General features: G+C 40.2%; 25 protein-coding genes. 22 read left to right on the top strand and 3 right to left on the bottom strand.

Going from position 1 to position 24460, the window contains the following annotated elements:
* The first annotated feature begins 2 nt into the window (after nt 1-2).
* The 20 genes from BUB66_RS04645 (at nt 3) to istB (ending at nt 21454) form a co-directional block, all read left to right on the top strand.
* On the top strand, nt 3-848 hold the full coding sequence (locus tag BUB66_RS04645) for a TPM domain-containing protein (protein ID WP_073255386.1): 846 nt from the start codon (nt 3-5) through the stop codon (nt 846-848).
* 30 nt (nt 849-878) lie between these two features.
* The gene (locus BUB66_RS04640) at nt 879-2534 is read left to right on the top strand and encodes a nucleoside kinase (RefSeq protein WP_073255383.1); all 1656 of its coding nucleotides are present in this window, start codon (nt 879-881) and stop codon (nt 2532-2534) included.
* A gap of 80 nt (nt 2535-2614) precedes the next feature.
* A complete protein-coding gene (gene hpf, locus BUB66_RS04635; RefSeq protein WP_073255380.1) occupies nt 2615-3157 on the top strand; it encodes a ribosome hibernation-promoting factor, HPF/YfiA family in 543 nt (180 codons plus the stop codon).
* A 108-nt stretch (nt 3158-3265) separates the two neighbouring features.
* The gene (locus BUB66_RS04630) at nt 3266-3988 is read left to right on the top strand and encodes a ComF family protein (RefSeq protein WP_073255377.1); all 723 of its coding nucleotides are present in this window, start codon (nt 3266-3268) and stop codon (nt 3986-3988) included.
* Between the two features lie 19 nt (nt 3989-4007).
* Entirely contained in the window at nt 4008-4415 is a 408-nt protein-coding gene (locus tag BUB66_RS04625; RefSeq protein WP_073255372.1) for a TIGR03826 family flagellar region protein, read from the top strand.
* Nucleotides 4416-4545: 130 nt separating this feature from the next.
* Nucleotides 4546-4842 carry a flagellar biosynthesis anti-sigma factor FlgM gene (gene flgM / locus BUB66_RS04620; protein WP_073255369.1) on the top strand — a complete coding sequence of 99 codons (297 nt, stop codon included), beginning with the start codon at nt 4546-4548 and terminating at the stop codon, nt 4840-4842.
* 12 nt (nt 4843-4854) lie between these two features.
* Nucleotides 4855-5340, top strand: coding sequence for a flagellar protein FlgN (locus tag BUB66_RS04615; RefSeq protein WP_073255367.1), 486 nt, complete (start codon nt 4855-4857; stop codon nt 5338-5340).
* A 16-nt stretch (nt 5341-5356) separates the two neighbouring features.
* The gene (flgK, locus tag BUB66_RS04610) at nt 5357-6763 is read left to right on the top strand and encodes a flagellar hook-associated protein FlgK (protein WP_073255488.1); all 1407 of its coding nucleotides are present in this window, start codon (nt 5357-5359) and stop codon (nt 6761-6763) included.
* Between the two features lie 10 nt (nt 6764-6773).
* A complete protein-coding gene (flgL, locus tag BUB66_RS04605; RefSeq protein WP_073255364.1) occupies nt 6774-8009 on the top strand; it encodes a flagellar hook-associated protein FlgL in 1236 nt (411 codons plus the stop codon).
* Nucleotides 8010-8229: 220 nt separating this feature from the next.
* Nucleotides 8230-8808: a DUF6470 family protein gene (locus BUB66_RS04600; protein WP_073255361.1), complete on the top strand. Its 579-nt coding sequence runs from the start codon at nt 8230-8232 to the stop codon at nt 8806-8808.
* Nucleotides 8809-8850: 42 nt separating this feature from the next.
* On the top strand, nt 8851-9189 hold the full coding sequence (locus BUB66_RS04595; RefSeq protein WP_073255358.1) for a nucleotidyltransferase family protein: 339 nt from the start codon (nt 8851-8853) through the stop codon (nt 9187-9189).
* Entirely contained in the window at nt 9170-9565 is a 396-nt protein-coding gene (locus BUB66_RS04590) for a nucleotidyltransferase substrate binding protein (RefSeq protein ID WP_073255355.1), read from the top strand. The genes BUB66_RS04595 and BUB66_RS04590 overlap by 20 nt, the downstream gene beginning before the upstream one ends.
* A gap of 24 nt (nt 9566-9589) precedes the next feature.
* Nucleotides 9590-10030, top strand: coding sequence for a flagellar assembly protein FliW (fliW, locus tag BUB66_RS04585; protein WP_073255352.1), 441 nt, complete (start codon nt 9590-9592; stop codon nt 10028-10030).
* 2 nt (nt 10031-10032) lie between these two features.
* Nucleotides 10033-10275 carry a carbon storage regulator CsrA gene (csrA, locus tag BUB66_RS04580; protein WP_073255349.1) on the top strand — a complete coding sequence of 81 codons (243 nt, stop codon included), beginning with the start codon at nt 10033-10035 and terminating at the stop codon, nt 10273-10275.
* A gap of 20 nt (nt 10276-10295) precedes the next feature.
* Nucleotides 10296-13247, top strand: a complete 2952-nt coding sequence (locus tag BUB66_RS04575) for a methyltransferase domain-containing protein (protein ID WP_073255346.1) — start codon at nt 10296-10298, stop codon at nt 13245-13247.
* A gap of 37 nt (nt 13248-13284) precedes the next feature.
* Nucleotides 13285-17064, top strand: a complete 3780-nt coding sequence (locus tag BUB66_RS04570; RefSeq protein ID WP_073255343.1) for a glycosyltransferase — start codon at nt 13285-13287, stop codon at nt 17062-17064.
* 311 nt (nt 17065-17375) lie between these two features.
* Nucleotides 17376-18206 carry a flagellin Hag gene (hag, locus tag BUB66_RS04565; RefSeq protein ID WP_073255340.1) on the top strand — a complete coding sequence of 277 codons (831 nt, stop codon included), beginning with the start codon at nt 17376-17378 and terminating at the stop codon, nt 18204-18206.
* Between the two features lie 221 nt (nt 18207-18427).
* Nucleotides 18428-19633 (top strand): MBL fold metallo-hydrolase, encoded by a 1206-nt coding sequence (locus BUB66_RS04560; RefSeq protein ID WP_073255337.1) that lies wholly within the window; start codon nt 18428-18430, stop codon nt 19631-19633.
* Between the two features lie 895 nt (nt 19634-20528).
* A complete protein-coding gene (locus BUB66_RS12505) occupies nt 20529-20729 on the top strand; it encodes a hypothetical protein (protein ID WP_244269748.1) in 201 nt (66 codons plus the stop codon).
* The gene (gene istB / locus BUB66_RS04550; protein WP_073255331.1) at nt 20723-21454 is read left to right on the top strand and encodes an IS21-like element helper ATPase IstB; all 732 of its coding nucleotides are present in this window, start codon (nt 20723-20725) and stop codon (nt 21452-21454) included. Before BUB66_RS12505 ends, istB begins: the two co-directional genes overlap by 7 nt.
* A 163-nt stretch (nt 21455-21617) precedes the next feature.
* Here istB and BUB66_RS04545 read toward each other — a convergent pair whose 3' ends face one another.
* Nucleotides 21618-21956 carry a type II toxin-antitoxin system PemK/MazF family toxin gene (locus tag BUB66_RS04545; protein ID WP_073255328.1) on the bottom strand — a complete coding sequence of 113 codons (339 nt, stop codon included), beginning with the start codon at nt 21954-21956 and terminating at the stop codon, nt 21618-21620.
* A 2-nt stretch (nt 21957-21958) separates the two neighbouring features.
* The gene (locus BUB66_RS04540; protein WP_073255324.1) at nt 21959-22204 is read right to left on the bottom strand and encodes a CopG family transcriptional regulator; all 246 of its coding nucleotides are present in this window, start codon (nt 22202-22204) and stop codon (nt 21959-21961) included.
* Nucleotides 22205-22673: 469 nt separating this feature from the next.
* Here BUB66_RS04540 and BUB66_RS04535 point away from each other — a divergent pair, with 469 nt between their 5' ends.
* Complete coding sequence (locus BUB66_RS04535) at nt 22674-23243, top strand: Uma2 family endonuclease (protein WP_073255322.1); 570 nt, start codon at nt 22674-22676, stop codon at nt 23241-23243.
* A 78-nt stretch (nt 23244-23321) separates the two neighbouring features.
* Nucleotides 23322-23948, top strand: a complete 627-nt coding sequence (locus BUB66_RS04530) for a DUF1847 domain-containing protein (protein ID WP_073255320.1) — start codon at nt 23322-23324, stop codon at nt 23946-23948.
* Nucleotides 23949-23955: 7 nt separating this feature from the next.
* Here BUB66_RS04530 and BUB66_RS04525 read toward each other — a convergent pair whose 3' ends face one another.
* Nucleotides 23956-24336, bottom strand: a complete 381-nt coding sequence (locus tag BUB66_RS04525; RefSeq protein WP_073255318.1) for a sulfurtransferase — start codon at nt 24334-24336, stop codon at nt 23956-23958.
* Nucleotides 24337-24460: the final 124 nt, after the last annotated feature.

Genomic DNA, 24460 nt, shown 5'->3' with positions numbered 1-24460 from the left:
GGATGAAAAAGAGAAAGCATTATGTTCTTTGGCTCGCAGCCGCAGTGGTTTTACTTATTTGCTTTTCAATATTTTTAAAAGAAGTCGCGGCGCAAGACCCGGTACCATCAAGGCCTTCGGAACTCGTCTACGTCTATGATTATGCAGGCCTTATCGATGAGGCTGATGAGGCGAAGATAAGGGCCTATGCAAAGGCTATCGACGATAGGACAGGTGCCCAGATAGTAGTTGTGACGGTAAACCATTTTTCGGGGAGGACGATAGAGGACTACGCATTAGAGCTCTTTCGAAGCTGGGGAATAGGAGACAGGGAGAAAAACAACGGCGTTTTAATACTGGTAAACAAGGAAAACCTGCTTTCCGGGAAAAGCGGCAGAATCCGCATCGAAGTGGGATACGGCCTTGAGGGAGCCATAACTGACGGGAAGGCGGGGTGGATATTGGATACCTATGCCCTTCCCGCCTTTGAAGAAGGGGAATATTCGAAAGGAATTACCGACACTTTCATGGCCGTCGCGGCGCAGGTAGCAGGGGAATACAACCTGGATCTTAAAGAAGGCGAATTTGCGGAACTTTCCGCTTACTCCGGCGAAGAGGGAATTCCGCTGGAATTGATACTCGCCATAATGTTCTTCATCGTTACGTGGATAATAATCTTATCCGGTCTGTGGCCGGGTATCTGGAGGAGGCCGCCTGGAGGAGGATTCGGCCCCTTCCGCGGTCCCTTCGGCGGCGGATTTTTCGGTGGAGGATTTGGCGGATTCGGTGGCGGCTTCGGCGGCGGTGGATTTAGCGGTAGAGGGGGATTCGGAGGAGGCTCCAGCGGCGGCGGTGGCGCGAGCAGGTAGGATTTTGCGCTTTCGGGAGGTGGAAACGCATTGAAGGTTTATATAAAGGGCATCGGTGAAAGGACTTACGAAAGCCCCGTAACTTTGCGCGAAATCGCCGAAGGAGTAAAGGATTCCTTTTCTTCTCCGGCGGTTGCAGCAGTGTTAAGAAACCGCGTCTACGACCTCAACCACGTCATAGAAGATGATGCTGACGTAGAATTTCTCGACCTTTCCAGCGAAACCGGCATGAGGATATACGTAAGGACCCTAGCTTTCATTTTCATAAAGGCGGCGAGCGACGTCCTCCCCGGCTGCAGGGTTATGGTGGAACACTCCATAGGAAACGGAATCTACTCTGAAATCCAGTGGAAAGAACCGATTGACTCAGACGACGTTAAGGCTGTAGAAATGAGGATGCGGGAACTCGTGGAAAGGGACCTTCCCATAATCAAAAAAAAGATCCCGACCGAAGAGGCGGCGGTATATTTCAAAAAAATAGGTTGGGACGACAAGGTAAGGCTGCTCAAGCACGTAAAGGAAGACCACATTGACGTATACGAGCTTGACGGATTGATGGACTACTTTGCAGGGATTTTGCTCCCCTCTACCGGATACGTGCGGTGGTTTGCACTTAAGTTTTACCTTCCCGGCGTCATCCTGCAGCACCCGGAGCCGGAGGCTCCGCTGGAGATCCCGCCCTTTGACGAACAGCCCAAACTTTTCAAAGTATTCCGGGAGTCCGAGCGCTGGGCTCACATACTGGGGATAGCCGATGCCGGTGCATTGAACGAATATATAGCATCGGGAAGGGCGGGAGAAATAATTAGGATAGCGGAAGCCCTGCATGAAAAAAAGATAGCTCAAATCGCCGATTTGATTTGCGAAAACAGGGATATGCTGAGGGTAATACTGATAGCAGGCCCGTCTTCCTCCGGCAAGACTACTTTCGCCCAGAGGCTTATGGTGCACCTCATGGTAAATGGGGCAAAGCCCCTTGCCATATCGCTGGACGACTATTTTGTGGACCGGGAAAAGACGCCTTTGGGAGAGGACGGAAAGCCCGACTTTGAAGCTTTAGAGGCCATAGACATCGAACTTTTCAACCGGCAGCTTGCGGCTTTGATACAGGGGAAAGAGGTATACCTGCCAAAGTACGATTTCATCACAGGCAAAAGGGAGTTTCGCAAGTACCCCGTAAAAATTGAAAAGGACCAGCCCATCATCATAGAAGGCATCCACGCGTTAAACGAAAATCTCACCTTTGCCATCCCCAAAAAGGATAAGTTCAAAATTTACGTGAGCGCCCTGACCCAGCTTTCCATAGATAACCACAACTATATTTCCACTGCCCATACAAGGCTTTTTAGGCGAATAGTGCGGGACAGCCGCACCCGAGGGGCGGATGCCTTAAAGACCATTGCTATGTGGCCTTCTGTGCAAAAGGGGTCGAAAAAATACGTCTTCCCCTTTCAGGAAGAGGCCGACGTCATGTTTAACTCCGCTCTGGTCTATGAATTTGCGGTATTAAAGAAATACGCAGAGCCACTTTTGAAGAAAATAGGCGAGGAATTTCCCGAACACGTGACGGCGAGGTACCTTTTAAAGCTCCTCGAGCACTTCGAGCCCCTCCAGGACGAACGGGAAATACCCGCGAATTCGATAATCCGTGAATTTATTGGAGGAAGCTGCTTCAAAGTAGGATAAAAAAACCCGGGCTGGATTTTGTCGGCAAATATTGGTATAATTGTAGACACACAACATTAATAAAGAAGGGGAGCTTGCTTATGAAAGTGTCAGTGAGCGGCAAAAACATCGAGGTAACCCCGGCTCTGAGGGAATACGCCGAGAAAAAAATCGGAAAATTGAGCAGGCATTTCAATTACTTAAATAACGACAACCTGGAGGCCCAGGTGACATTTCACGTTGAAAAGGGAAGGCACATAGTGGAAGTTACCATTCCGGTGAACGACATAATCTTAAGGGGCGAAGAGGAAACCCAGGACATGTATTCTTCCATTGACCTGGTGGTGGAAAAGTTAGAAAGGCAGATAGAAAAGTTTAAGACCAGGCTCACCAAGGCCTTGCGCAGAGAATCTCAGAAGGAAAGCGGCCTTACCCTCGATGAACAGGCAGAAGATGAAGAACTGAAGGTAGTAAAAGTGAAGCGGTTTGCTGTAAAGCCCATGAATGTTGACGAAGCGGTGCTTCAGATGAACCTCCTCGGGCACAACTTCTTCGTTTTCACCAACGCCGAAACCGACGAGATAAACGTGGTGTACAGAAGAAAGGATGGAAACTACGGGCTCATCGTCCCCGAAATGATGTAGCCTGCCCTGCCGGGCGGGCTTTATTTTTTAGAAAAAAGCAGGAAAAAAATAAACATACGTCGAACTATACCAAAAAATAGAAAGTTTTGCTAGAAAGGCTAAAAAGTTATGCTGCTTGGTGGAATAAATAAAATCGCCGGCTTTTTCATAGACGCCCTCTACCCGGAAAAGCCCTACTGTATACTTTGCGGCTCAAAGCTGAAAAGAGGCGAAAGTTTGATATGCTCTATCTGCCAGGGAAGGATGGAACCGTTGAGCCCTCCTTTGTGTTTGAAATGCGGAAGGCCTTTAGAGCGGGAAAATACGATTTGCGAAGACTGCAGGGGGAAAAACCGCCACTTCTTGGAAGCTAGGGCTTTTGGTCCTTACAGAGGGGTTTTAAAAGATATCATCCACCTTTACAAATACCGGGGAAAGTCCGGACTTTGCGAACTGATAGGCGAAAAAATGTGCGGAACTTTAAAAAATCAAAACTGGCCTTCCTTTGATTACTTGATCCCAGTCCCCCTGCACCCGGAAAGGGAAAGAGAAAGGGGCTTTAATCAGTCCCTCTTGCTTGCCGAGGAAATAAGCCAAAGGACTGGCATCCCTGTTTTCAAGGGACTTGTCAGGACAAGGCCCACCGAACACCAGAGCCTCCTCGAGAAAGGCCTAAGAGAGGTCAACGTGGCAGGAGCCTTTGCGGTAAAACACGGCCTTGCGATAAATGGAAAAACGCTCCTTTTAATTGACGACGTATATACCACCGGCAGCACGGCGGACGAATGCTCGAAGGTGCTGCTTTCTGCCGGGGCAGCCGGGGTTTACGTCCTTTGCGCAGCAAGAGGTTAATTTTTGGGAGGTGTGCAGGATGGAGCTCAGGAATTGTCCGGTATGCGGCAAGGTCTTCGTTTATGTCACGAGGAACCTTTGCCCCGAGTGCGCCGCCAAAGAGGAGGAGGAATTCCGAAAGGTAAGGGAATATCTATATGAAGTGCCTGGGGCCACCATGGAAGAGGTTTCCGAAAAGACCGGAGTCCCTCCCAAGAAGATCTTGGAGTTTTTGAGGGAAGGCAGGCTTATTTTAAAGAAAGAACACGTAAATATGATCCTTCAATGCGAGATGTGCGGCGCCCCCATTCTCACTGGTAGGTTGTGTGACAAATGCGCGAACGAAATGAAGAAAAAATTCGGCGTGGCCAAAGTACCTTTGCAGCAAAGGGAGGACATGAAGGGGAAAATCCACCTTTCGCGCTACCAGGACGAAAAATCAAGATAAAATGCCAAGAAAATCAAAGATTATGCAAAATATTATGAGAAAAAAGGGGCTTTTTTGCCCTTTTTACCTTTCATTTCCTGGGTAATAGATTCGATAAAATATTAGGAAAGCTTGCGAAAGGGGTAAAAACATGAACATCGAAAGGATTGGATTAGGGGGCATAGCTAAGGTATACGAAAACTTTACAAAGGGTGCCAATAAAAAACTGAAAGATAAGGGAGAAAGCCGTCCGGAAGACAGCGTGAGCCTTTCTGCTGATGCCGTTGAGATAAAGAAAGCCTTGGAATACGCGTCGAAGGTGGCTGAAGTAAGGCAGGACAAGGTGGCTGAGCTCAAAGAGAGGATACAAAAAGGCACGTATGATGTCGAAGGAAGGCTCATTGCTGAAAAGATAGTGGAGGATTATCTTAAGGGAATATTGATTTAGCGGGGGCTTTTTATGAAGTGTAACGGCTTTGCTGATGAACTCATAGGTAATTTAAAAAAACAGGCGAAACTCTACGGGGAGCTCCTTTTACTTTCCGAAAAAAAGACCGATGTGCTTATAAGAGGCGATGTTAAGGCATTAGAAGAGATAACCCGGGTTGAACAGGAAATGGTTTTAAAACTCGGGGAAATGGAAGGCGAAAGGGTTAAAATCACAGAGACTCTTTGCGGCGAAAATGTTACGGCCGAAAAGCTGAAAGACGTCCTACCAGTGGATAAAAAAAGCGAGCTTGAAGGCATTGTAGTAAAAATGAAGGATACCCTTTTAAAGCTCCAACGTCGGAATGAAATTAACGAAAAGCTTATCAGGCGGGCTTTAGAATACATTAACTTTTCCATAGAACTAATGACTTCAGCGGTTAAAAAACCTGCGGGCTATGATGCGGGGGGCAGAACTTCCGAAGATGAGACATTGAATATAATTGACAAAAAAGCATAAGACAGGCGGTGATACTTTGTATTCCAGCTTTTTTGGCATAGAAATAGCAAAGAGGGCACTCTTTGCCCAGCAGAGGGCCCTTGAAAATGTGTCTCATAACGTTGCCAATGCAAACACTCCTGGTTACTCCCGCCAGAGACCGGTGATGGAAGCTACTTTTATGAAGCCCTACGGTATGATTTCCACGGGAGTCGGAGTTTTCCAGCCCGGCACCGGCGTGAAAGTGGCCGATATAGTGAGGATAAGGGACGACTTTGCCGACATGCAGTACAGGGACGAAAACTCCTCCCTGGGCCAGTGGTCGGTGCAGGCCGACATCCTGCGGCAGGTAGAGGCGGTTTTCAACGAGCCCTCCGATATAGGCGTATCATCGGTGCTCACCCAATTCTGGCAAGCTCTTGAAGAGCTTTCGAAAAATCCTGAGGCCATAGAAATAAGGGAGACGGTGAAAGAACGGGCGGTGACCCTGGCAGATACGGTAAACCACACGGCAATACAATTAAGTGAAATTATCGATGATGTGAACTTTAAGATATCGGTGAAGGTAAATGAAATAAACACCCTTGCAAGGCAGATTGCTGCCTTGAATTCCGAAATCCAGCAGCTTGAGATAAAAGGCGTGACCGCATCCGACCTCAGGGATAAGCGTGACCTTTTGCTCGACCAGCTTTCGAAAATCGTGGATATCAAGACATACGAGGACGAAAACGGTATTTTTACTGTTAACGTAGGAGGGGCCATCCTGGTAAAGGGCAGCGAGACTTCTCCCGTAACTTTTGATGCGGCAAATCCCGATGATAGGCCCATCTGGAAGGACTACAACCTGCCGCTTTCGATGAAGTCCGGAGAACTAAAGGGACTTTTGGACTTGAGGGAGAAAGTATCGGGGTATTTCGAAAGCCTCAGGACCTTTGCTGAAGTTTTCGTCCAGAACTTCAACGAAATCCACAAAGAGGGCTACGACCTCTACGGCGAGCCGGGACGGGAATTTTTCATGTTGAGCCAAAGCGATGACGGCTCCCTCATGTTCGTAAGTCCGGACATATTAAACGATGTAAGGATGATAGCTGCAGCGGAGACTTCAACAGGTATTCCGGGGGACAACCGGAATGCCTTGAAGCTCGCTGATCTTAGGTATGCGTATCTGGAAAGACTAAACGGCACCATCGACGACTACTACGGCGCACTGATTTCGAAAATAGGCATAGATTCCCAGGAAGCTGCAAGAATGGCCGAAGCCCAGGAATACATGGTAAGCCAGCTCGGCGAAAGGAGAAAGGAAATTTCCTCCGTCTCCATCGACGAAGAAATGACAAAGATGATAATGTACCAGCACGCATATAACGCCGCCGCGAGGATGGTGACGGCCCTGGACGAGATGCTGGAAATCATCATAAACCGCATGGGAGTAGTAGGAAGGTAGGGATGAGTAGATGAGGATAACCCAGAATATGCTCGCTGAAGCCTTCATGAGGAACCTTTCGAACAACTTGAGAAGGCTAGGCGAAAAGCAGGACCAGCTTTCCTCCGGAAAGAGGGTGAGGCTTCCTTCCGACGACCCTGTTTCTGCAGTGCTTGCCATGCGCCTCAGGAATACCCTCCTTTCTATAGACCAGTATGCCAAGAACGTGGACGATGCTGTAACGTGGCTTCAGAATACCGAAACGGCCCTGCAGAATACAGGCGAAATCCTCCAGAGGATAAGGGAGCTGGTTGTGTACGGTGCCAACGGTACCCTGACGGAAAGCGATAGAAAAGCCATTCTAGATGAGATAACCCAGCTCAAGGAGCAGATATTGCAGGAAGCCAACGCATCTTATAATAACAAGTACCTCTTTGGCGGATACCGGACCGACATCAGGCCTTTTTCCTACGATGCAAGCGGAAAGATAGTTGCAAATCCGGCTTTCTCATACCTCACTAAGGTGGAAGTGCTGTCCGACACTGGCCAAGGAGGAAGCGGGCAAACCGGCTTTAAAGCGGCGTCGGTGGATGTGGCAAAGCTGGGAGAAAGTATCGGTTTTGGTAAGTATACGATAATAATTTCGAACTTCGACGATACAAATATGACTGCAGATATTGAAATAAAAGATGAGGGTGAGAATACAATTGCAAGGGCTTCAGGAGTCAACGTCGACGAAGATGGACAGGAAATATCCGGGGTGGATGACCTCGGGAATCCGGATGCCTCTCGGAATTTCTTCCTCAATTTCAAAAACTTCCCGTTGAAAGGCGACGGCACTGTAGTTTTAAGCCTTTACGCCGAAAGGAAAAATTCGTACAACCTGGGAAGGCTTAACACCATGGACGTTGCACTGTACGGCGATGAAGTTTTTGGCAGCATATTCGAAGTAGTGGAGAGCATTGAAAAAGACCTCCAAAATAACGACCCGGCCTCGCTTTCCTCGAGGCTTTCAGGTTTGGACGATGCCATAAATATACTTTTAAAATTTCGTTCCCAAGTCGGGGCAAAGATAAACCGCCTGGAAGCCACCAAAACCAGGATAGAAAACAACCGAATAGACTACACGGCCCTGCTTTCGAAGACCGAAGACATTGATATAGCTCAGGTAATAATGGACCTGAAGATGGAGGAAAACGTCTATAGGGCATCCCTTGCGGTGGGCGCGAGGATAATCCAGCCTACATTGGTGGATTTTTTGAGGTAGGTTTTGTCATAGTGTTTTCGCTATTTGTTATTTTATAATTGGCACCGAATATAAAAAGTGGCGTTATTTATAGGCGGCCTAAATTTAAGGCCGATTTTTGTCTCAAAAGTTTCTTTACGTTTTATTATTGCTTTCGTGCTTTATAACAGGTATTGTTCGCTTTGCGATTTTTAGACAGTAATACTTATTTTAGTCCATGTTTGCGGAAGGTGGAAATCTGATGCAACTTTACGCTCTGGACGTCCAATTTTCTTTCGGAAGGCTCGGCATAGAGTATAAAAGAGGGAATATGGAGATAAAAAATGACATTGCCGGAGGCTTCGACCTTGAGAAAAAAGCTCCTGAGCTAGAAGTTAAGGTCGAGCACCCGAGGATAGAAAAAATAGACCTTGAAGCCCCTTTTTCCGAAATAGGCCTTGCCGACATGCCTACCCTCGCGACAAAGTGGTATTACGAGGCAAAGGATTTAACCTGGCAGGCAGTGGAAAAGATAGTGCAGGAAGGCGATGCCCTCGGTGCCATCGAGAAAAGGATTTCTATAGCAGACATTGCGGAGCAAAACGCATTCCCCGAAAAGGACTTCAATGTGGATTTGATCCCCAAAACCCCGCCGGAGATTCACTTCAGCGAAGGAAAGGTGGATGTAAGCCTGAAGGAGGGCTACGTAGATGTGAGCGTAAAGCCTTTTCCCGTTGACATATCTTACGAATACGCAAGGGTAAGGCCTTATCTTGAGAAACCTCCTTACATAAAGATAACCGCCGTGAAAATAGGAGAGCATACCGATGTCAGGGTTTAAATATTGGATAAATATGGTAAGCTATACTAGGGTGGTATCTTGATGCTTTCTAATAATCAGGACAGTAAAGGAAAGGGTATCCATATTAACGAAAAGATACTAAATGAACTGCGGCGTATTTTTGAAAAATACCCGGTGCAAAAAGTTCTCCTTTTCGGCTCAAGGGCAAGGGGAGATTTCAAAAAAACGTCGGATGTGGATTTGGCCGTTTTTTCGAGAGATATATCGGAAAGAGAATTTAACCTTATGGTGGATGAGATAAATGAAATAGATACTGCACTCTCCTTTGATGTAGTCCATTTTGAAAAATTGAAAAAAGATTCGTTGAAAGAAAAAATAATTAGAGATGGGGTTCTAATTTATGAAAAAAAGGATAATTGAAAGGTTTAAAGATTTCGTAAATGCCTTAAAGAGGCTGAAAGAAGGTGTGAATATTGAACCTCCAAGCGAGATAATCATGGACGGAGTCTTCCAGAGGTTCGAGTTTACATTCGAACTTGCGTGGAAGCTCATAAAGGATATCCTCGAATATGAAGGAATTGAAGTGAAAAGCCCGAGAAGCACAATAAAAGAAGGTTTCAAGGCAGGGATAATAGCTGATGGAGAAGCGTGGATTGAGATGCTGGTTGATAGGAACAAGACCTCTTATATTTACGATGAAAAGGAAGCCCGGGCGATTTACAACAGGATAAAGTCTTTTTACGTGGATTTATTAAGAGAGCTAAAAAATTGTGCGAAAAAGTATATCGGAGAATAAACCAAAAAACCGGAGGAAAAAGTAATGAAGATAAAAACGAAATTTTTCAGTGAGGTCGAAGTGGAGGAAGAAAAGATAATAAACTTCCCAAACGGCATAATAGGCTTTGAGGATCTAAAAAGATTCGTACTCATAGACCACCCAGGAAGCGATGTTATAAAGTGGCTTCAGTCGGTGGATGAAGATGGCTTTGCCCTGCCCGTAATAGACCCCGTAAAATTCTTCCCCGATTATGCCCCTTCGCTTTGTGAAAGCGACCTTAAAAAGCTAAAGCTAAATTCAATAGAAGATGCTGTGGTGCTCTGCGTCCTTAGCGTCCCTCAGGAAGTGGAAAGGACGACGGTAAACCTCAAAGGCCCAATAGTACTCAATTCCCTCGAGCGATTAGGAGCCCAGCTCATCGCCGAAAACCCGGAATACATGATAAAGCATCCTGTCACGATTTTCCAAAAAAAGGAGACTTGAAAATGCTCGTCCTTTCTAGAAAGAAAGGAGAAAAGCTTTTAATAGGCGATGAGGTGGAGATAATCGTCATTGAGGTGGACGGGGAGAGGGTAAAGCTCGGCATAAAAGCTCCGAAGGGCGTAAAAATCTTAAGGACAGAGCTGATAGAAGAAATAAAAGGCGAAAATAAGGCGGCCTTTGATTTGTCATTAAAGGCTTTTGAGGAAATAGAAAAAAATATTAGAGAGAATAGAGATTTAAAATAAACGATATAGAGGTGTTTTTTATGCTCCAAGATGTGTTTAATTCTGGAAAGTATGAGGAAATAATTGATTACTTTTCGAACAATGCACCTGTTACGCAGAATGACTATTTAATGTTAGCTTTGTCCCATTATAATTTAGATAAGAGAAACAAAGCAATTAGTGTTTTGAAAGAGATGATGAAGAAATATCCTAATAATCCTGATGCCCTTTTTAATCTGTCGATAATATACTATCAAATGAAGAATTGGAATAAGGTTAAAGAGTATGCGGAGTTGTATTTTAGTATAGATCCGAATTCTTGGGAAATAAACGATATACTTTCGGATTTGTATGTGTTTGAGGGTAATTTTAAGAAAGCTTTAAGACATATAGAACTTGCACTTAAGAATGTTCCTGATAAATTGATAAGTGATTTAAAAGTTAAATTTCAATTATTAAAAGAAAAGATTCAAACATCCATTAAAAAAACTAGGTTAGCTTTTATTTGCATTGCTGGTGGTGATAAGTTCATAAATGATATAATAGAAAATTTATCGCAAGATTATTGGGTAAGAAAATTTACAGTTAAAACTGATAAAGAGATATATGAAGCGATAAATTGGGCAGATATTGTTTGGTTTGAGTGGGCAGATGAGGCTGCGATTTTGGGTACGAATTATCCAGCTATTATCGAAAAGAAGGTGCTTGTAAGATTACATAGATATGAAGCTTTTACCAATTTGATTGAAAGAATAAAATGGGATGTTGTTGATAAGTTAATTTTAGTAGCAAATTCAATGAAAGATGTGTTAGAAATATATCATAAAGAGAAATTTAACGAAATTAAGGACAAAATAGAGGTAATATATAATGGGATAAAAATAGACAATATTGATTATAAAAGGAGGAATCCTGGATTTAACATTGCCTGGGTTGCACTTTTAAATTCAAGAAAAAATATTGTTTTAGCTTTACAAATCATAGATAGACTGGTAAAAATTAATAAAGATTACAAACTTCATATAGCTGGAAAATTTGAAGAGCTGCTTCTGGAGCTCTACTTGAAATATATGGTAAATGAGATGGGGCTTGAAAACAATGTGATATTTTATGGTTGGGTAGATGATATCGATGAGTGGTTAGAAGATAAAAATTATTTATTGTCAACTAGTATACATGAGAGTTTTGGGTATAATATTGTGGAAGCGATGGCAAAAGGGATAAAACCGATAATACATAATTTTTATGGAGCTAAGGAATTTTATGCAGAAGAATTTATTTTTAACACAATAGATGAGGCAGTTGAAAAAATTGTTTCAGGTAATTATGAATCTATAAAATATAGAAACATTGTAAAGAGATATTCTTTAGATAAACAACTTGAAGAAATAAAAAAAATATTAGCAGTGTTACCTAAAAAAAAATTTGATTATAAGAAATATTGGGAGCAAAGATATTTATCGGGAGGAAATTCGGGAGCGGGCTCGTACGGTAAACTAGCAGAATTTAAAGCAGAAATTATTAATAATTTAATTAAAGAAAATGATATAAATACAGTTGTTGAATTTGGATGTGGAGATGGCAATCAACTTTCTTACATGAATTATACTAATTATATTGGTTTAGATGTTTCTCAAACAGCAATAGAAATTTGTAAGAATAAATTTAAGGGTGATCACTCAAAAAAGTTTCTAGTATATTCTCCTGGACAATTTAAGTTAAATATAAGAAATCCCGATTTAGTTGTTTGTCTTGATGTTTTATATCATATCATTGATGAAGATGATTTTGTAAAAACGTTAGATGATATATTTTCGTTGTCTCCGAAATTTGTAGTTTTATATACAATTATTGAGCAACCTAATATAAACTTTCCGCCACATATGAAATATAGGAATTTAGCTGATTATTTAAATAGATACGGAGACTACGCGATTTATAAAATCGTAAAGCAAAAGTATAAAGATTTATCATATTGTGATTTTGTAATTTTGAAGAAAAAAGAAGAATTAATTAAAGTAGAAACCATAAATGATGCTTTAGAGTTAGTTAATGACTTTTCATTACCTATTGTAGTTTTGATCGATAAATTTGATTTTTCAAATGCAACCGTATCTATAGGCAAGATAGAAATGTTAACTAATGAACATTTCCTTTTAGAATTCGTTTTAGAAAATTTATGCAGTAATTTAGTTTTAACAGGAATAGTATTTGATATTAAAAACAATAAAATAATTTACCCAGAATATATATGGAAATCTGAAAGGTTATATGAAATCGATTCTATAGTAAAGAAAATAATAGCAAAAGAAATGAAAAACGTTAAAAATTCATTTATATATGGATTTGTTTATAATGAAAGAATTATGAAAGATATAGAAACCAAAGAATTGACTTATAATTGGGAGAGAGGGATACCAGGGACAAGATTTATGTCCTTTTTAGGATTTTTGAATGTAATTTTAAGGTATAAGCTTGTTGGTATGTTTGCAAGAAAAACACATCATATATTAGATGCGGGTTGTGGTTTTGGATATGGAGCTGCTTATTTGTCGGGTTTATGTGATAAAGTTGATGCTTTAGATATAGCTAGTGATAGTATCGAGTTCGGAATGAAGGCTTATAATATTGATAATATAGCTTGGGTTAATGGCGATGTAACCGAATTACCATACGATGATCAGACGTTTGATATTTATGTATCATATGAAACACTTGAACATATAAAATTAGAACTTGTTGAAAAATATATTAACGAAGCATATAGAGTTTTAGTTCCTAATGGAAAATTTGTAATTTCTACACCTAATAGGGTGAATAGAAAAAATATTAACAATCCATTTCATGTAAAAGAATATGATGTTTTTGAATTTGATAATATATTAAGAAAGTATTTTAAGAATATTGATTACTATTCAATTGACGGAAATTCCTTAGTATGTGGGATTTCAAATACTTCAAAAGTAATGATTACCATAGCACATAAATCATAAAATTACTCTTAATATACGGATTAATGAGGTGAAGAAATTGATAGACAAATTAGTAAAAAAGCTACAAAAATTGAAGTTGGAGAATACTCCTAAAGATTTTCTTAATCTTGCATTATTAAACGTAGCTGTGGGAAACTTTGAAGTTTCTAAGCTATATTTGAGTGAATATATGAGGTTATCTGGAGATAGTGGGGAAATTATCGTCTCACCATGTATTTTACAGGCAATTATTGATTATAAATATCATTCTAAATGGATGAACTATAGGCGTAATCGGAGTCAAAGTGAGAAGAAAAAATTTACTGTTGTAGCGTCTCTATGTACTGGTGATGTTCTTGAGATTGGTTGTGGCAGTGGAGACTTATCATCTTATATTTCAATGTATGGCAACAGAGTATTTGGTATAGATATAGACCCTGTAGCTGTTGAAATAGCAAGATTTAAGGTTTGGCATTTTGGTTTAAGCGACTGCTTTTTTGATGTAATTGATGCAAATACAAATGACATTCCTATACCGGATAGTTCTTTTGATACAGTTGTTTTAGCGGAAGTGCTAGAACATGTAAAAGATCCACTAAAAGTTTTAATGGAGGCTAAGCGCCTTTGTAAAAGTGGAGGAAAAATTATTGTAAGTGTGCCCAATGGCTATAGAATTCTTTCGCCTGATTATTTGCACATTTTCAATTTAGATGTATTGAAAGAACTATTAAGCGAAATAGGAGTAAATGAGGACGATATAAATTGGGATGATAGAGTGCCCGATGAGTGGATATTGTGTTGGTTTAATAATAAAGAGGACATTAAAGAAAAAAAGGGTGAAGACTTAGCAAAATATTTTTTACCGCCTCATCCTCTTGAAGATTTAAAGGACGCGGGGAAGGTTTCTATCATATTGCCAACATATAATGGTGAAAAGTACATCCAGGAATCCATCGACAGCATATTGAACCAAACCTATAAAAATTTCGAAATAATAGTGGTAAATGACGGTTCTACCGATAAAACTTACGAAAAATTAAAGCCGTATATAGAAAGAGGACAGATAAAATACATATCTCAAGAAAATAAAGGCAAACCCTGTGCTATTAACACAGCTTTAGAGTTTGCGACAGGTGATTATATCTGGATTTTTGATGATGACGATACGGCATTACCGCGCAAATTGGAAGTGCAGATGAGGCATCTTATCAGAAAACCCCATTTAGATTTGATACATACTTCGTCGATTTACACGGATTCAAGTAATACAATTCCTCTACTCGTATGGGAGCCTTCAGAAATTGAGCAGAATGACCTATTGAAAAGCTTGCTGCACGGATGCATTTTTCACGGAAGTACGGTTTTGGTCAAAAAAGAAGCCTTTTTAAAAACTGGAAAATATGACGAACGATTAATAAGAGCTCAAGATTATGATATGTGGATAAGGCTTGTAAAAAATCAATGCAATGTTGAGAAAATATTTTTGCCTACTGTCACGTACAGGCAGCACAATAAGGTGAGAGGTTCTAAAGAAAATCCTATTCCGGTAGAAAAGATTGCCGAAGTTACTATGGAATATGAAAGAATTATCTTTGAAAAAGTTTATAACGAGATACCGCTTTCCGAGATTTTTCCCGAATTAAAAGAAGAAAACTGCAATAGCGGTTTGAGGGTTTCCGCTTTAATTGAAAGAGCCTATGCAATGGCAAAAAGAAGATTGTTCGATTATGCGCTAAATGACCTGAAAGAAGCCTTCGAACTGGCGCAAAAACATTATCCGGTGACCATAACTTTTCGAGGAATATATTTTATTAAAAAATTCAGCGAAATACTAACGCATATTGAAAACGAAGAGATTAAAAACATGGTGACATATTTTTCTCTTTTAATTGGAAATTACGATGTAAGAAATTTTGGTAAAAAGGGGAAAATTACTCTTTCTCTTTGCCTCATCACAAAGGACGAAGAAAAAAACATAGCGCGCTGCATAAACAGCGTCAAGGACATCGTAGACGAAATAGTGGTCGTGGATACGGGTTCTAAAGATAAAACGGTGGAAATCGCACAAAGCCTCGGCGCAAAGGTTATCCATGCGAAATGGGAAGATGATTACAGCAAGGCAAGAAATATTGCAATCGAGAACGCTACGTCGGATTGGATATTGTTCCTTGATGCTGATGAGGAGATTAAAAAGGAGGATGTAGGAAAAATACAGCCGCTTCTCAATGACGATACTGTGGAAGCGTACATGTTCAAAATAGTAAACTACGGTGGAGCGAGCGTTTCAAACAACCTTACCGAAGTACATTACAACTTTAGGCTATTCAGGAATAACGGCAAGCTAAAATACATATATCCGATACACGAAAATTTGAGAAATGTAGAAGAAAACCGCCCCCCTATATTTAAAAATGCGGATGTGACGATCCTTCATTACGGCTATCTCAGCGAAGTACGAGCCGAAAAAAATAAGACCAAAAGGTATATAAATATGCTTCTACAGTATCTAATGAAGCATCCCGAAGACAAATTTCAACATGGGAACCTAGGAGTAGAATATTATAATGCTGGCGACTATAAAAAAGCATTGAAGCACTTGATTACTGCTGTAAAGGGAATAGATTTGAATTCATTTTCTGCTCCCAGGCTTTTGAGGTATTTGATACAGACTTATACAATTCTTAAAGACTACGATACAGCATTAAAATTAATAAATGATGCGAAAGCTTATTACCAGGACATACCTGATTTCAAATTCCTCGAAGGAATGCTTTACATTGAACAAAAAAGGTATAAAAAAGCTATCGAAATGTTCAAAGAATGCATTGAAATGGGGGAATACCAAGGTCTACACGTTACGATGGGTGGGACAGGCAGTTATAGAGCTAGGCACATGATTGCATATTGCTATGAAAGGCTTGGCAAGCTTCACGATGCGGTAAGGGAGTATATAGAGATCTTGAAGACCTATCCAAATTATCGAGATGTTTTTATTAAGCTATTCGATATATTTGTCCGCAACGAGAAGCCGGAGAGTGTAAAAGGATTTTTTAATAAATACGTAGACCAGAAAAACCCTTACAACTTTGCAATACTAGCAAAGCTCTACATGAATGTAGGAAGATTTGATGTTGCTAAGGAATATTTAGATGAGATAAAAATGGATATAGCGGGTCTAAATACATTGAAGGGGATAGTGTATCTGGGGTTGAAAGATTATAATAGGGCAATGGAATTCTTCGAATCAGAGCACGAAAAAGCTAAAAATGATTCGATTTATCATAAGATATTGTGTTGTTTGGTTATGAACGATATTGAAAATGCGAAAAAAGCTCTATGGGAACTCGAAGATTCAGCAGATAAGAAGCTTTTCCTTACTATTTTTGGAGAATTTAAAGCAGCTTATGACGAAGTTAAAGACAGCTACTTTGGTCTTCTTGAGAAACTAATTAGTTTTGGTGAATTCGATTTATTTAATGAGATTTTGAAGCTATATACGCCGCTATTTACCAGAGAGGATTACGTAAGGTACGGACGAATGATGGAAAGCAAAAGTTTTTATGAACCCGCAATAACAGCGTATATAAAGGCGGCGGATCTTTATGCCGAAGATCCTCATATCTATAGATTCCTCGCCGAAAGAGCGCTAGAACAAAACTTATTTGATGATGCTCTTATCTTTGCTGCTAGGGCATTCAACCTGGACAGAAGAGATGTCGATAATTACACGTTGATGTATAAGATATATAAGAATATGGGACGAAATGATGAAGCTGAAGGGGTAAAGAAATCGATTAAAGAGATTTATCCGGAAATTGACCTAGAAGAGTTAGTATGACTCGTTTAGCGAATGTTTGATTTAAGAATTGAGATTTTAAGACTTAGCAATGTCAGATTCGATAACCGGAATATAGTGTTAAAGCAAGATGGTAAATAGGATAGAAAATAGTTTAAAATTAGACAAAAACCAAAGAAATATGGGTTAAAAACTAAAAAATAGCAGATAACAAGTCCTAAAACGCATTTATTGAAGTTAAGATTATGAAAAAACGAGTCGATAAAAGGAACGAAAACAAAATTCGGTCCGGCCGGCCGAAAAAATAATCCCCGCAGGGAAGCGGGAGAATGAAATCAGGGAGGAAGAGATTTATGAGGATTAACCACAACATAAGCGCACTTAATGCTTATAGGCAGCTCACGATTAACAATACATCTCTTCAGAAGTCGTTGGAAAAATTGTCTTCAGGTCTCAGGATCAATAGAGCTGGAGATGACGCTGCAGGTCTTGCAATTTCTGAAAAGATGAGGGCTCAAATTCGCGGTTTGAACCAAGCTTCTCGAAATGCCCAAGATGGTATTTCGTTAATTCAAACAGCCGAAGGGGCATTAACCGAAACTCATGCGATATTGCAGCGCATGCGCGAACTGGTTGTTCAAGCGGGCAATCTTGGTACGTATGAAACTGAAGATTTACAAGCTATTCAGGATGAAATTGATGCTCTGATAGAGGAAATTGACGGTATTGCTCAACGCACCGAATTTAACGGGAAAGTACTCTTAAGCGGTTCATTTGAGTCATCTGCTTTAGTTTTCCAAATAGGTGCAAATGAGAATCAGCAGTTAGAATTGTCTATTAGCGCGATGGATGCAGACGGCTTAAGTGTCAGTTCAATTGATGTGACTGGTTTTAGTAGTTCTACAGATATAAACAGCGCACTTTCTACGATTGATGCTGCAATTAATAAAGTTTCATCTCAGAGATCTGCACTTGGTGCTGTCCAGAATCGTCTAGAACACACTATTAATAATCTAGAAAATGCAGCAGAAAACCTGACCGCTGCCGAGTCCCGTATCCGCGACGTGGATATGGCAAAAGAGATGATGGAATTTACCAAACTGAACATTCTAAGCCAGGCAGCAACTGCAATGCTTGCACAGGCTAATATGGTACCGCAGTCGGTGCTTAAGCTTTTGGGGTAATTAGAAGTTAATATTTTCAAGTAATTTGAAATAGCCCCGGGTTACCGGGGCTTTTGAATATTGTGGGAGTATGATAGAGTATTAATAAAACTCAATTCCTTAAGGGAATACTGACGATCCTCGTTTTTATCGTCTTACCTATGTAATATTTGAGTTGTTGTGAAATTAAATTTCTAAAAAGTTTTTATTTTTATTAGCTTCCTTTTTAAGAGGTGAAAAGAATGAAGGATTGTTATCCGCGTTTTATTGCATTACCTGTGCGTCAAGGAGATGCTTTCTTCTTTAAAACACAGTATATTTCAATTCTCGTAGATGGTGGCAACTCTTCTGAATTCATTAATTACATCTTTAAAAGATATATAAAAAGAGAGAGTGTCGATATTTTGATATGCACTCATAATGATGCTGATCATGCAAATGGAGTTTTAGGCTTTATCGAATCTGGATTAGGTTGTGGCGAAATTTGGCTGCCTAGTCATTGGGCGGCTGTTTTGCCTCATCTAGAAAGACCTTTTGAGGAATTTATAAAAGAACTTTATAAACAGTCTACTTGGATAATGGAAAGAAAAAGCTTTTTTTTATATAATGAACCTAAGCTTAGGAAATCAATAATCGAAGCTTATGGGGACTTAATTGCAATGGAAAAGTCTAGTCAATTTGAGGATATAGATGAAGATAGTTATATGCCTTTTAAGGAAAGGGGATCTGAGGAATGGCATTCCAACTTAGAATTTGAAGAAACATGGCCAAATTTGGAAGGACTCAAATGGCAGATATCGAATTGGGTATTATTTTGGGAACTATTAGATTGGCAAAAAGAACTATTATGGCAAGCTATAGAAGCTGGTAAACGAATTCGTAAGATTGCTGAAGCAGCGTATCATCGAGGTATCCCTATTAGATGGTTTGAGTTCTGTCAAAATTCTTCAAGATCTTCATGTAATTATCATGAAATTATTTGTCCGCTGAATGCAAGAGAGGTTGTTCGAATAAAACCTTGTGAAAAAGAAAAATTGCTCGATTTTTTAGCACTAACTACATCCAACCGCGAAAGTTTAGTCTTTTTTATCCGATCAACAGATGAACATCCAGGGGTTCTCTTAACTGCAGAGTCAGATTTGAAAGGTATTGATCTACGAAATTTGGATCTAAAAAATGCGATTATTACGGCACCGCATCATGGATCAGAAGATAATGCATATGCATATAAACACGTAGTTAGTGCGGTAAGTCCTTACGAAAATTCTTTGATATGGGTAAGGAGTGATGCGCAATCAAAAAAGAGACCGGGGCAATCATTTTTAAAAGCACCTGGAAGGCGTTTTTGTACAATCTGTCGTGGATCAAGGCGGCAAAAACAACCAGTTAGATTTATAGCAATAAAAGGAAAATGGATACCGTGCTCTAATGAATGCATCTGTAAATAAATTTCATAAAAATATGATTTGAGTTACATAAAATTAATGATACACTAAAAAATAGTTTAATCATAGCGTAACACCTGATTTATGTTGTTTGACCAAAAACTAACGTTTAGGGAGTATAAAAATTGCTCGATGAGAATTTACTATGTCAGTTTTATTTTCATAATGTAGGACACATATAAAAAATGAACTTTCAGCAACAAGTTTATGTTTCATTCCTTATCATGGTTCAAAAAATTCCTGGAATCCAAAGACTCTGGAAGACGCAAAAAACTGTTTTTTTATGGGTAGCATCTTCTGGTATTTCTAATATAAATATATGGCTATCCTTGTGTAAGAGTTTATTATTGGTATGGAGAATTTTTTATTCAGTAAAATGAACTAAAAGGCTTATTTTTAACTTGTCGATAAAAAACCAATAAAGCAGGGGTGTACCGTAAACGCAGTAAGGATTTAAGACAGTCTTTGTGAACAATATTAAGGACAGTTTAACTGGTCTTACCGCATATTGGCAGACTACGTTACTAAGAGGGAAAAAGAAGTATATATTAATTAATGTGGAAAATAAAGTCGGATACCACCAACGCAGTTTATTGGTCCCAATCCCAAGTTTGATAACCTGGAGGATTTCAACTGAGAACTTTTATACCTTTGCGACCAGGACATGTACCGGAAACATTACAGGAAGGATGGGATACACGCCGAATTTTTCAATGACCGTAAAGTTCCGATCAAGCTCCTACCATCTCTTACGAAGTGGCCTATTCCATAACGGTCAAAACCAGCCTCCCAAAATATAGCTTAAACGGTGAAAAGCATATATACTTGACAACTACAAAATACGCCAATAATCGTATGCTGGTAAAAAACAGTCCATGAGATACGCTTTGAACAGGCCGTGAAGGCTGTAGCCGAAGCTCTCCTTTACGGGATGCAGGATTTAGACAGCCTCGTAGCCATCCATAACAGGATAACGAGTATAACTCCACAATTGGAGCCGGTGAAAATTCCGGAAGGGGTGCCTGAACTTACTCCATTCCGCTTCAATGCTGAGGACTATGACAAAGCCTTTCTGAAAGGCGGTGCTAATGTATGTTGAAGGACGAAATCGCCGCCTGTTGTAAAGCATTAAAACTTAGCCGAAATCTTGTGGAAAACTGCGACAAGATCGAAGCTGAAAGCCACGAAGAATACCTTCTGAAGCTGCTAAGACTAGAACTGGAGCATAGAGACGCAAACCGAAAGGATAGACTCTTGAAAAATGCAGGCTTTTACACTATAAAGACCTTTGCCGATTACATATTCGATGAAATTAAGCTCCCGCAGGGGCTTACGCCACAGGACCTAAAAGATTGCAAATTTCTTGAAGAAAAGAAAAACCTGATTCTTTACGGCAACGTTGGGACCGGTAAAACCCATCTTGCCACGGCCATAGGAGTGGAGGCCTGTAAAAAAGGCTACAACGTAAAGTTTTTCCGCACAGCAGCACTGGTAAACCGGCTTGTTGAAGCCAGGAAGGGAGGTGAACTTTCCGGGTTAATGAAACAGCTTTCCAAAGCGGATCTTCTGATCTGCGACGAATGGGGTTATGTTCCTTTAGACCGTGAAGGGGCGCAGCTGCTGTTTCAGGTGATTTCTGACTGCTATGAGCGCCGCAGTGTAGTAATTACCACTAACCTGGAATTCAGCCGCTGGGCGAGCATTTTCTACGACGAGCAGATGACAGCAGCAATGATTGACCGGCTAATACACCACAGTTACCTGTTGATCTTTGATGGCCAAAGCTACCGGGTGAGGCAATCACTTATGAGGCAGTTAAGTTAACATAAAAATTCCCCACCGGTGCCTAGGGAAAAATCTTTGCAAAAATGGGGAATTTCCTCTTGCAAAAAACACTTCAGGGTCAAAAAAGCCTCCTGTCCATTCAAGCATGGATTCATGTTCCGGATGGTGGGGGTTTCATTACACATTGCCATTATTTCTTTAATTACAATCCTAATAGTATTCTTATTTTTTCTTCAAGTTCATTTAATTTTTCTTTTGTTATTATACCAATTCTTTTAATTAACCTTTCTTTTGAAATAGACCTTATATCTTCCGGTTTTGCATACGATAATGTGTCAAGCCCACCTTCTTTGGGAGGTATTTCAACATGAAGCGGTATATTTTTATTTTTAGATGTAATAGGGACGACAATTACTAAATCTGCCGGACAGGAATTGAATTCATCGACTGAAATAACAATTGCCGGTCTAGTACCATGTTGTTCGTGGCCACGTGTAGGATTTAAATCTACCAGCCAGATTTCACCTCTTTTAGGATTCATCTTTATTCCTCCAGGTCTTCCAAAGTATTATCCCATAAATTTCTTTCTTCTATTTCTTCCTTCCAAAGCTCTTTATTAGATTTTAGGTTAGCAAAAGCTTTTGCTGTATTTTCTAATAGAATCTTTTTGTTATATTCTTTTATGGCTTTTTCAATTATGCTTTGCATGGATTCTTTGAGTTCTAGTGACAATTTTTTTATTACCTCATAAGTGGATTTATCGATTCTAACAGTAGTGGTCTTGTTCATACTTAACGCCCTCCTTTTGTAGATTATTATGTCTACATTATAGTATAACATGTTTTTAAACCATTTTGGAGTTTTTATTGCTAACATAGATAAGGTAAAATGAAGTTTATTTGCATAATGCAAATTGCATGCATTATGAATTTATGATATATGAATTTATGATATACTATCTATAAATGAAGGTGAAAGGGAGGAGGTCATAAAAATTAGAAAAATCCAGTAAGCACGTCGGAAATATCATATTCTTCTGAATTATCCTATTGATGATTTGCATCATAAGGTCAGGCATTCGATAGAAATAAAAGAATGCTATTTTAGATGCAGCTAAGAAATTAGATATTCCTGTGGCAACGATCGATTAACGCGTTGAGGTCTTGCATTCAAGATTATTTTAGGAAAAAAGTAACCAATTTTGTTGCAAAAGTTAGCAAGAGCGAAAAGATAATCTTTTAGAAAGTAAGGTGGAAGAATGCCCCTGCCGAAAGAAGATAAAATTTATACTTATGCGGATTATTTAGCCTGGCCGGAAAATGAGAGGATAGAATTGATTTATGGCCGGGTTTACCTGATGACGTCCCCTTCTAGAACCCATCAAAAGATCCTAGGGCAGCTTTTTTATCAATTCTTCGATTATCTAAAGGATAAATCTTGCGAAGTCTATATGTCACCTTTTGATGTGAGGTTTCCGGATGGAGATGAAAAGGACGAGAAAGAGATAAAGACTGTGGTTCAGCCCGATATAGTAGTTGTGTGCGATGAGTCCAAGCTTGATGAGAAGGGGTGTAAGGGGGCGCCCGATTTAATAGTGGAGATAACCTCGCCTTCGACCGCACAGAAGGATAAGCTCCACAAGTTTAACCTTTACGAAAAATACGGGGTGAAGGAATACTGGATAGTGGAACCGGAAAGTAAAATCTTGAGTGTGTTTGTTATACAGGAAGACAAAAGATACGGTCGACCTGAGTTATATACCCAGGATGACAAAGTAAGAGTTTCTATTTTCGAGGATCTTGAGATAGACTTAAAGTTTGTATTTTAAAATCACAACTTGCAAAGCGGCGTAAAACACGCCGCCGTATTTGTGGTTGAAAAATGCAAGCTAAAGGGGGCGACAAAAATGTACACCTGTGCTCAATGTGCTGCTTTTGCCTGCAGGTCCGGAGACCTTTCTAAAGCTCCCAAAAACTGTCCCTGCCTTGAAGAAGGCAAGGATGAAATATTGGAGAAATATTTTTCGAAAGAAAATCAAAAGTTGGCTCACAATTCAGCATTGGTCGAGAGCGAAGGTTACTGCAGGTGGACGAGGATAGAGGAGATAATGGAGTTTTCTTTTAAATGCGGGTTTAAGAATCTGGGATTGGCTTTCTGCATAGGCCTGAGGCAGGAAGCGAAAATGGTGGTCGAAATCTTTACCGCCAACGGCTTTACAGTAAATTCTGTGGTGTGCAAAAACTGCAGCATCCCCAAGGAGACCATAAACATAAAAGAGAGCGAGAAAGTGCGGCCTGGGACTTACGAGCCGATGTGTAACCCCATCGGGCAGGCCTTTTTCTTAAACAAGGCCGGGACAGATTTGAACATAATTCTGGGGCTCTGCGTCGGCCATGATTCGCTTTTCATCAAATACTCCAAGGCGCCGGTGACCGTGCTGGCAGTCAAGGATAGAGTTTTGGGGCACAATCCTTTAGCCGCCATCTACCTCGCTAACGGTTATTACAAAGACAAGCTTTTTCCGCAAAAATAGAAAAAGCTTAACAAACTTCAACAATTACTTCATTATCTTCATAAGTTATCCAATCGCTGAAGCTTCCTATGTACACCCTTGCTTTTATTCCAAGCTCATCCAAGGTGAAAAAGTTAAAAGTGGCATCTATACCGGAACCGCAGTAGATGATTATATCTTTCTTTCCTTTCAAAGGTGAAAATCTTTCTTTTATTTCTTCTATATCTTTTAATTCTCCGTTTTCCTTCAAGTTTTCTTTCCAGGAAAAGTTTACTGCGGAGGGAATATGGCCTTTTTTAAAATCGATGGGCTCTACCAAGCCTTTGAATCTTTCAGGCATCCTGGAATCGACGATAGCGGCATCCTCTTTGCCTATAGCCGCCCTTACGTCGTTTACATCGGCTACCAATTCTAGGTGAAACTCAGGGGAAAAATCGGATAAACCCTTATATTCATTATCACCGCCTCCTTGTTTTTACGTTTATTGCTTATTAAGAATATACCACATCACCTCACGATTTTAAAATAAAATT

The organism is Caldanaerovirga acetigignens, from assembly GCF_900142995.1.
Taxonomy (GTDB): Bacteria; Bacillota; Thermosediminibacteria; order Thermosediminibacterales; family Thermosediminibacteraceae; genus Fervidicola; species Fervidicola acetigignens.
This window is presented reverse-complemented; position numbering and strand designations above follow the sequence as displayed.

What these genes read in the sequence shown, in the direction of transcription:
- istB (WP_073255331.1), top strand. Translation starts at nt 20,723, where the DNA reads ATGTTGAAGGACGAAATCGCCGCCTGTTGTAAAGCATTAAAACTTAGC.
- BUB66_RS04540 (WP_073255324.1), bottom strand. Translation starts at nt 22,204, where the DNA reads ATGAACAAGACCACTACTGTTAGAATCGATAAATCCACTTATGAGGTA.
- BUB66_RS04590 (WP_073255355.1), top strand. Translation starts at nt 9,170, where the DNA reads ATGAAAAAAAGGATAATTGAAAGGTTTAAAGATTTCGTAAATGCCTTA.
- BUB66_RS04645 (WP_073255386.1), top strand. Translation starts at nt 3, where the DNA reads ATGAAAAAGAGAAAGCATTATGTTCTTTGGCTCGCAGCCGCAGTGGTT.
- flgL (WP_073255364.1), top strand. Translation starts at nt 6,774, where the DNA reads ATGAGGATAACCCAGAATATGCTCGCTGAAGCCTTCATGAGGAACCTT.
- BUB66_RS04530 (WP_073255320.1), top strand. Translation starts at nt 23,322, where the DNA reads ATGTACACCTGTGCTCAATGTGCTGCTTTTGCCTGCAGGTCCGGAGAC.
- hag (WP_073255340.1), top strand. Translation starts at nt 17,376, where the DNA reads ATGAGGATTAACCACAACATAAGCGCACTTAATGCTTATAGGCAGCTC.
- BUB66_RS04575 (WP_073255346.1), top strand. Translation starts at nt 10,296, where the DNA reads ATGCTCCAAGATGTGTTTAATTCTGGAAAGTATGAGGAAATAATTGAT.
- BUB66_RS04615 (WP_073255367.1), top strand. Translation starts at nt 4,855, where the DNA reads ATGAAGTGTAACGGCTTTGCTGATGAACTCATAGGTAATTTAAAAAAA.
- BUB66_RS04535 (WP_073255322.1), top strand. Translation starts at nt 22,674, where the DNA reads ATGCCCCTGCCGAAAGAAGATAAAATTTATACTTATGCGGATTATTTA.
- csrA (WP_073255349.1), top strand. Translation starts at nt 10,033, where the DNA reads ATGCTCGTCCTTTCTAGAAAGAAAGGAGAAAAGCTTTTAATAGGCGAT.
- hpf (WP_073255380.1), top strand. Translation starts at nt 2,615, where the DNA reads ATGAAAGTGTCAGTGAGCGGCAAAAACATCGAGGTAACCCCGGCTCTG.
- BUB66_RS04630 (WP_073255377.1), top strand. Translation starts at nt 3,266, where the DNA reads ATGCTGCTTGGTGGAATAAATAAAATCGCCGGCTTTTTCATAGACGCC.
- flgM (WP_073255369.1), top strand. Translation starts at nt 4,546, where the DNA reads ATGAACATCGAAAGGATTGGATTAGGGGGCATAGCTAAGGTATACGAA.
- BUB66_RS04600 (WP_073255361.1), top strand. Translation starts at nt 8,230, where the DNA reads ATGCAACTTTACGCTCTGGACGTCCAATTTTCTTTCGGAAGGCTCGGC.
- BUB66_RS04545 (WP_073255328.1), bottom strand. Translation starts at nt 21,956, where the DNA reads ATGAATCCTAAAAGAGGTGAAATCTGGCTGGTAGATTTAAATCCTACA.
- fliW (WP_073255352.1), top strand. Translation starts at nt 9,590, where the DNA reads ATGAAGATAAAAACGAAATTTTTCAGTGAGGTCGAAGTGGAGGAAGAA.
- BUB66_RS04560 (WP_073255337.1), top strand. Translation starts at nt 18,428, where the DNA reads ATGAAGGATTGTTATCCGCGTTTTATTGCATTACCTGTGCGTCAAGGA.
- BUB66_RS04625 (WP_073255372.1), top strand. Translation starts at nt 4,008, where the DNA reads ATGGAGCTCAGGAATTGTCCGGTATGCGGCAAGGTCTTCGTTTATGTC.
- BUB66_RS04595 (WP_073255358.1), top strand. Translation starts at nt 8,851, where the DNA reads ATGCTTTCTAATAATCAGGACAGTAAAGGAAAGGGTATCCATATTAAC.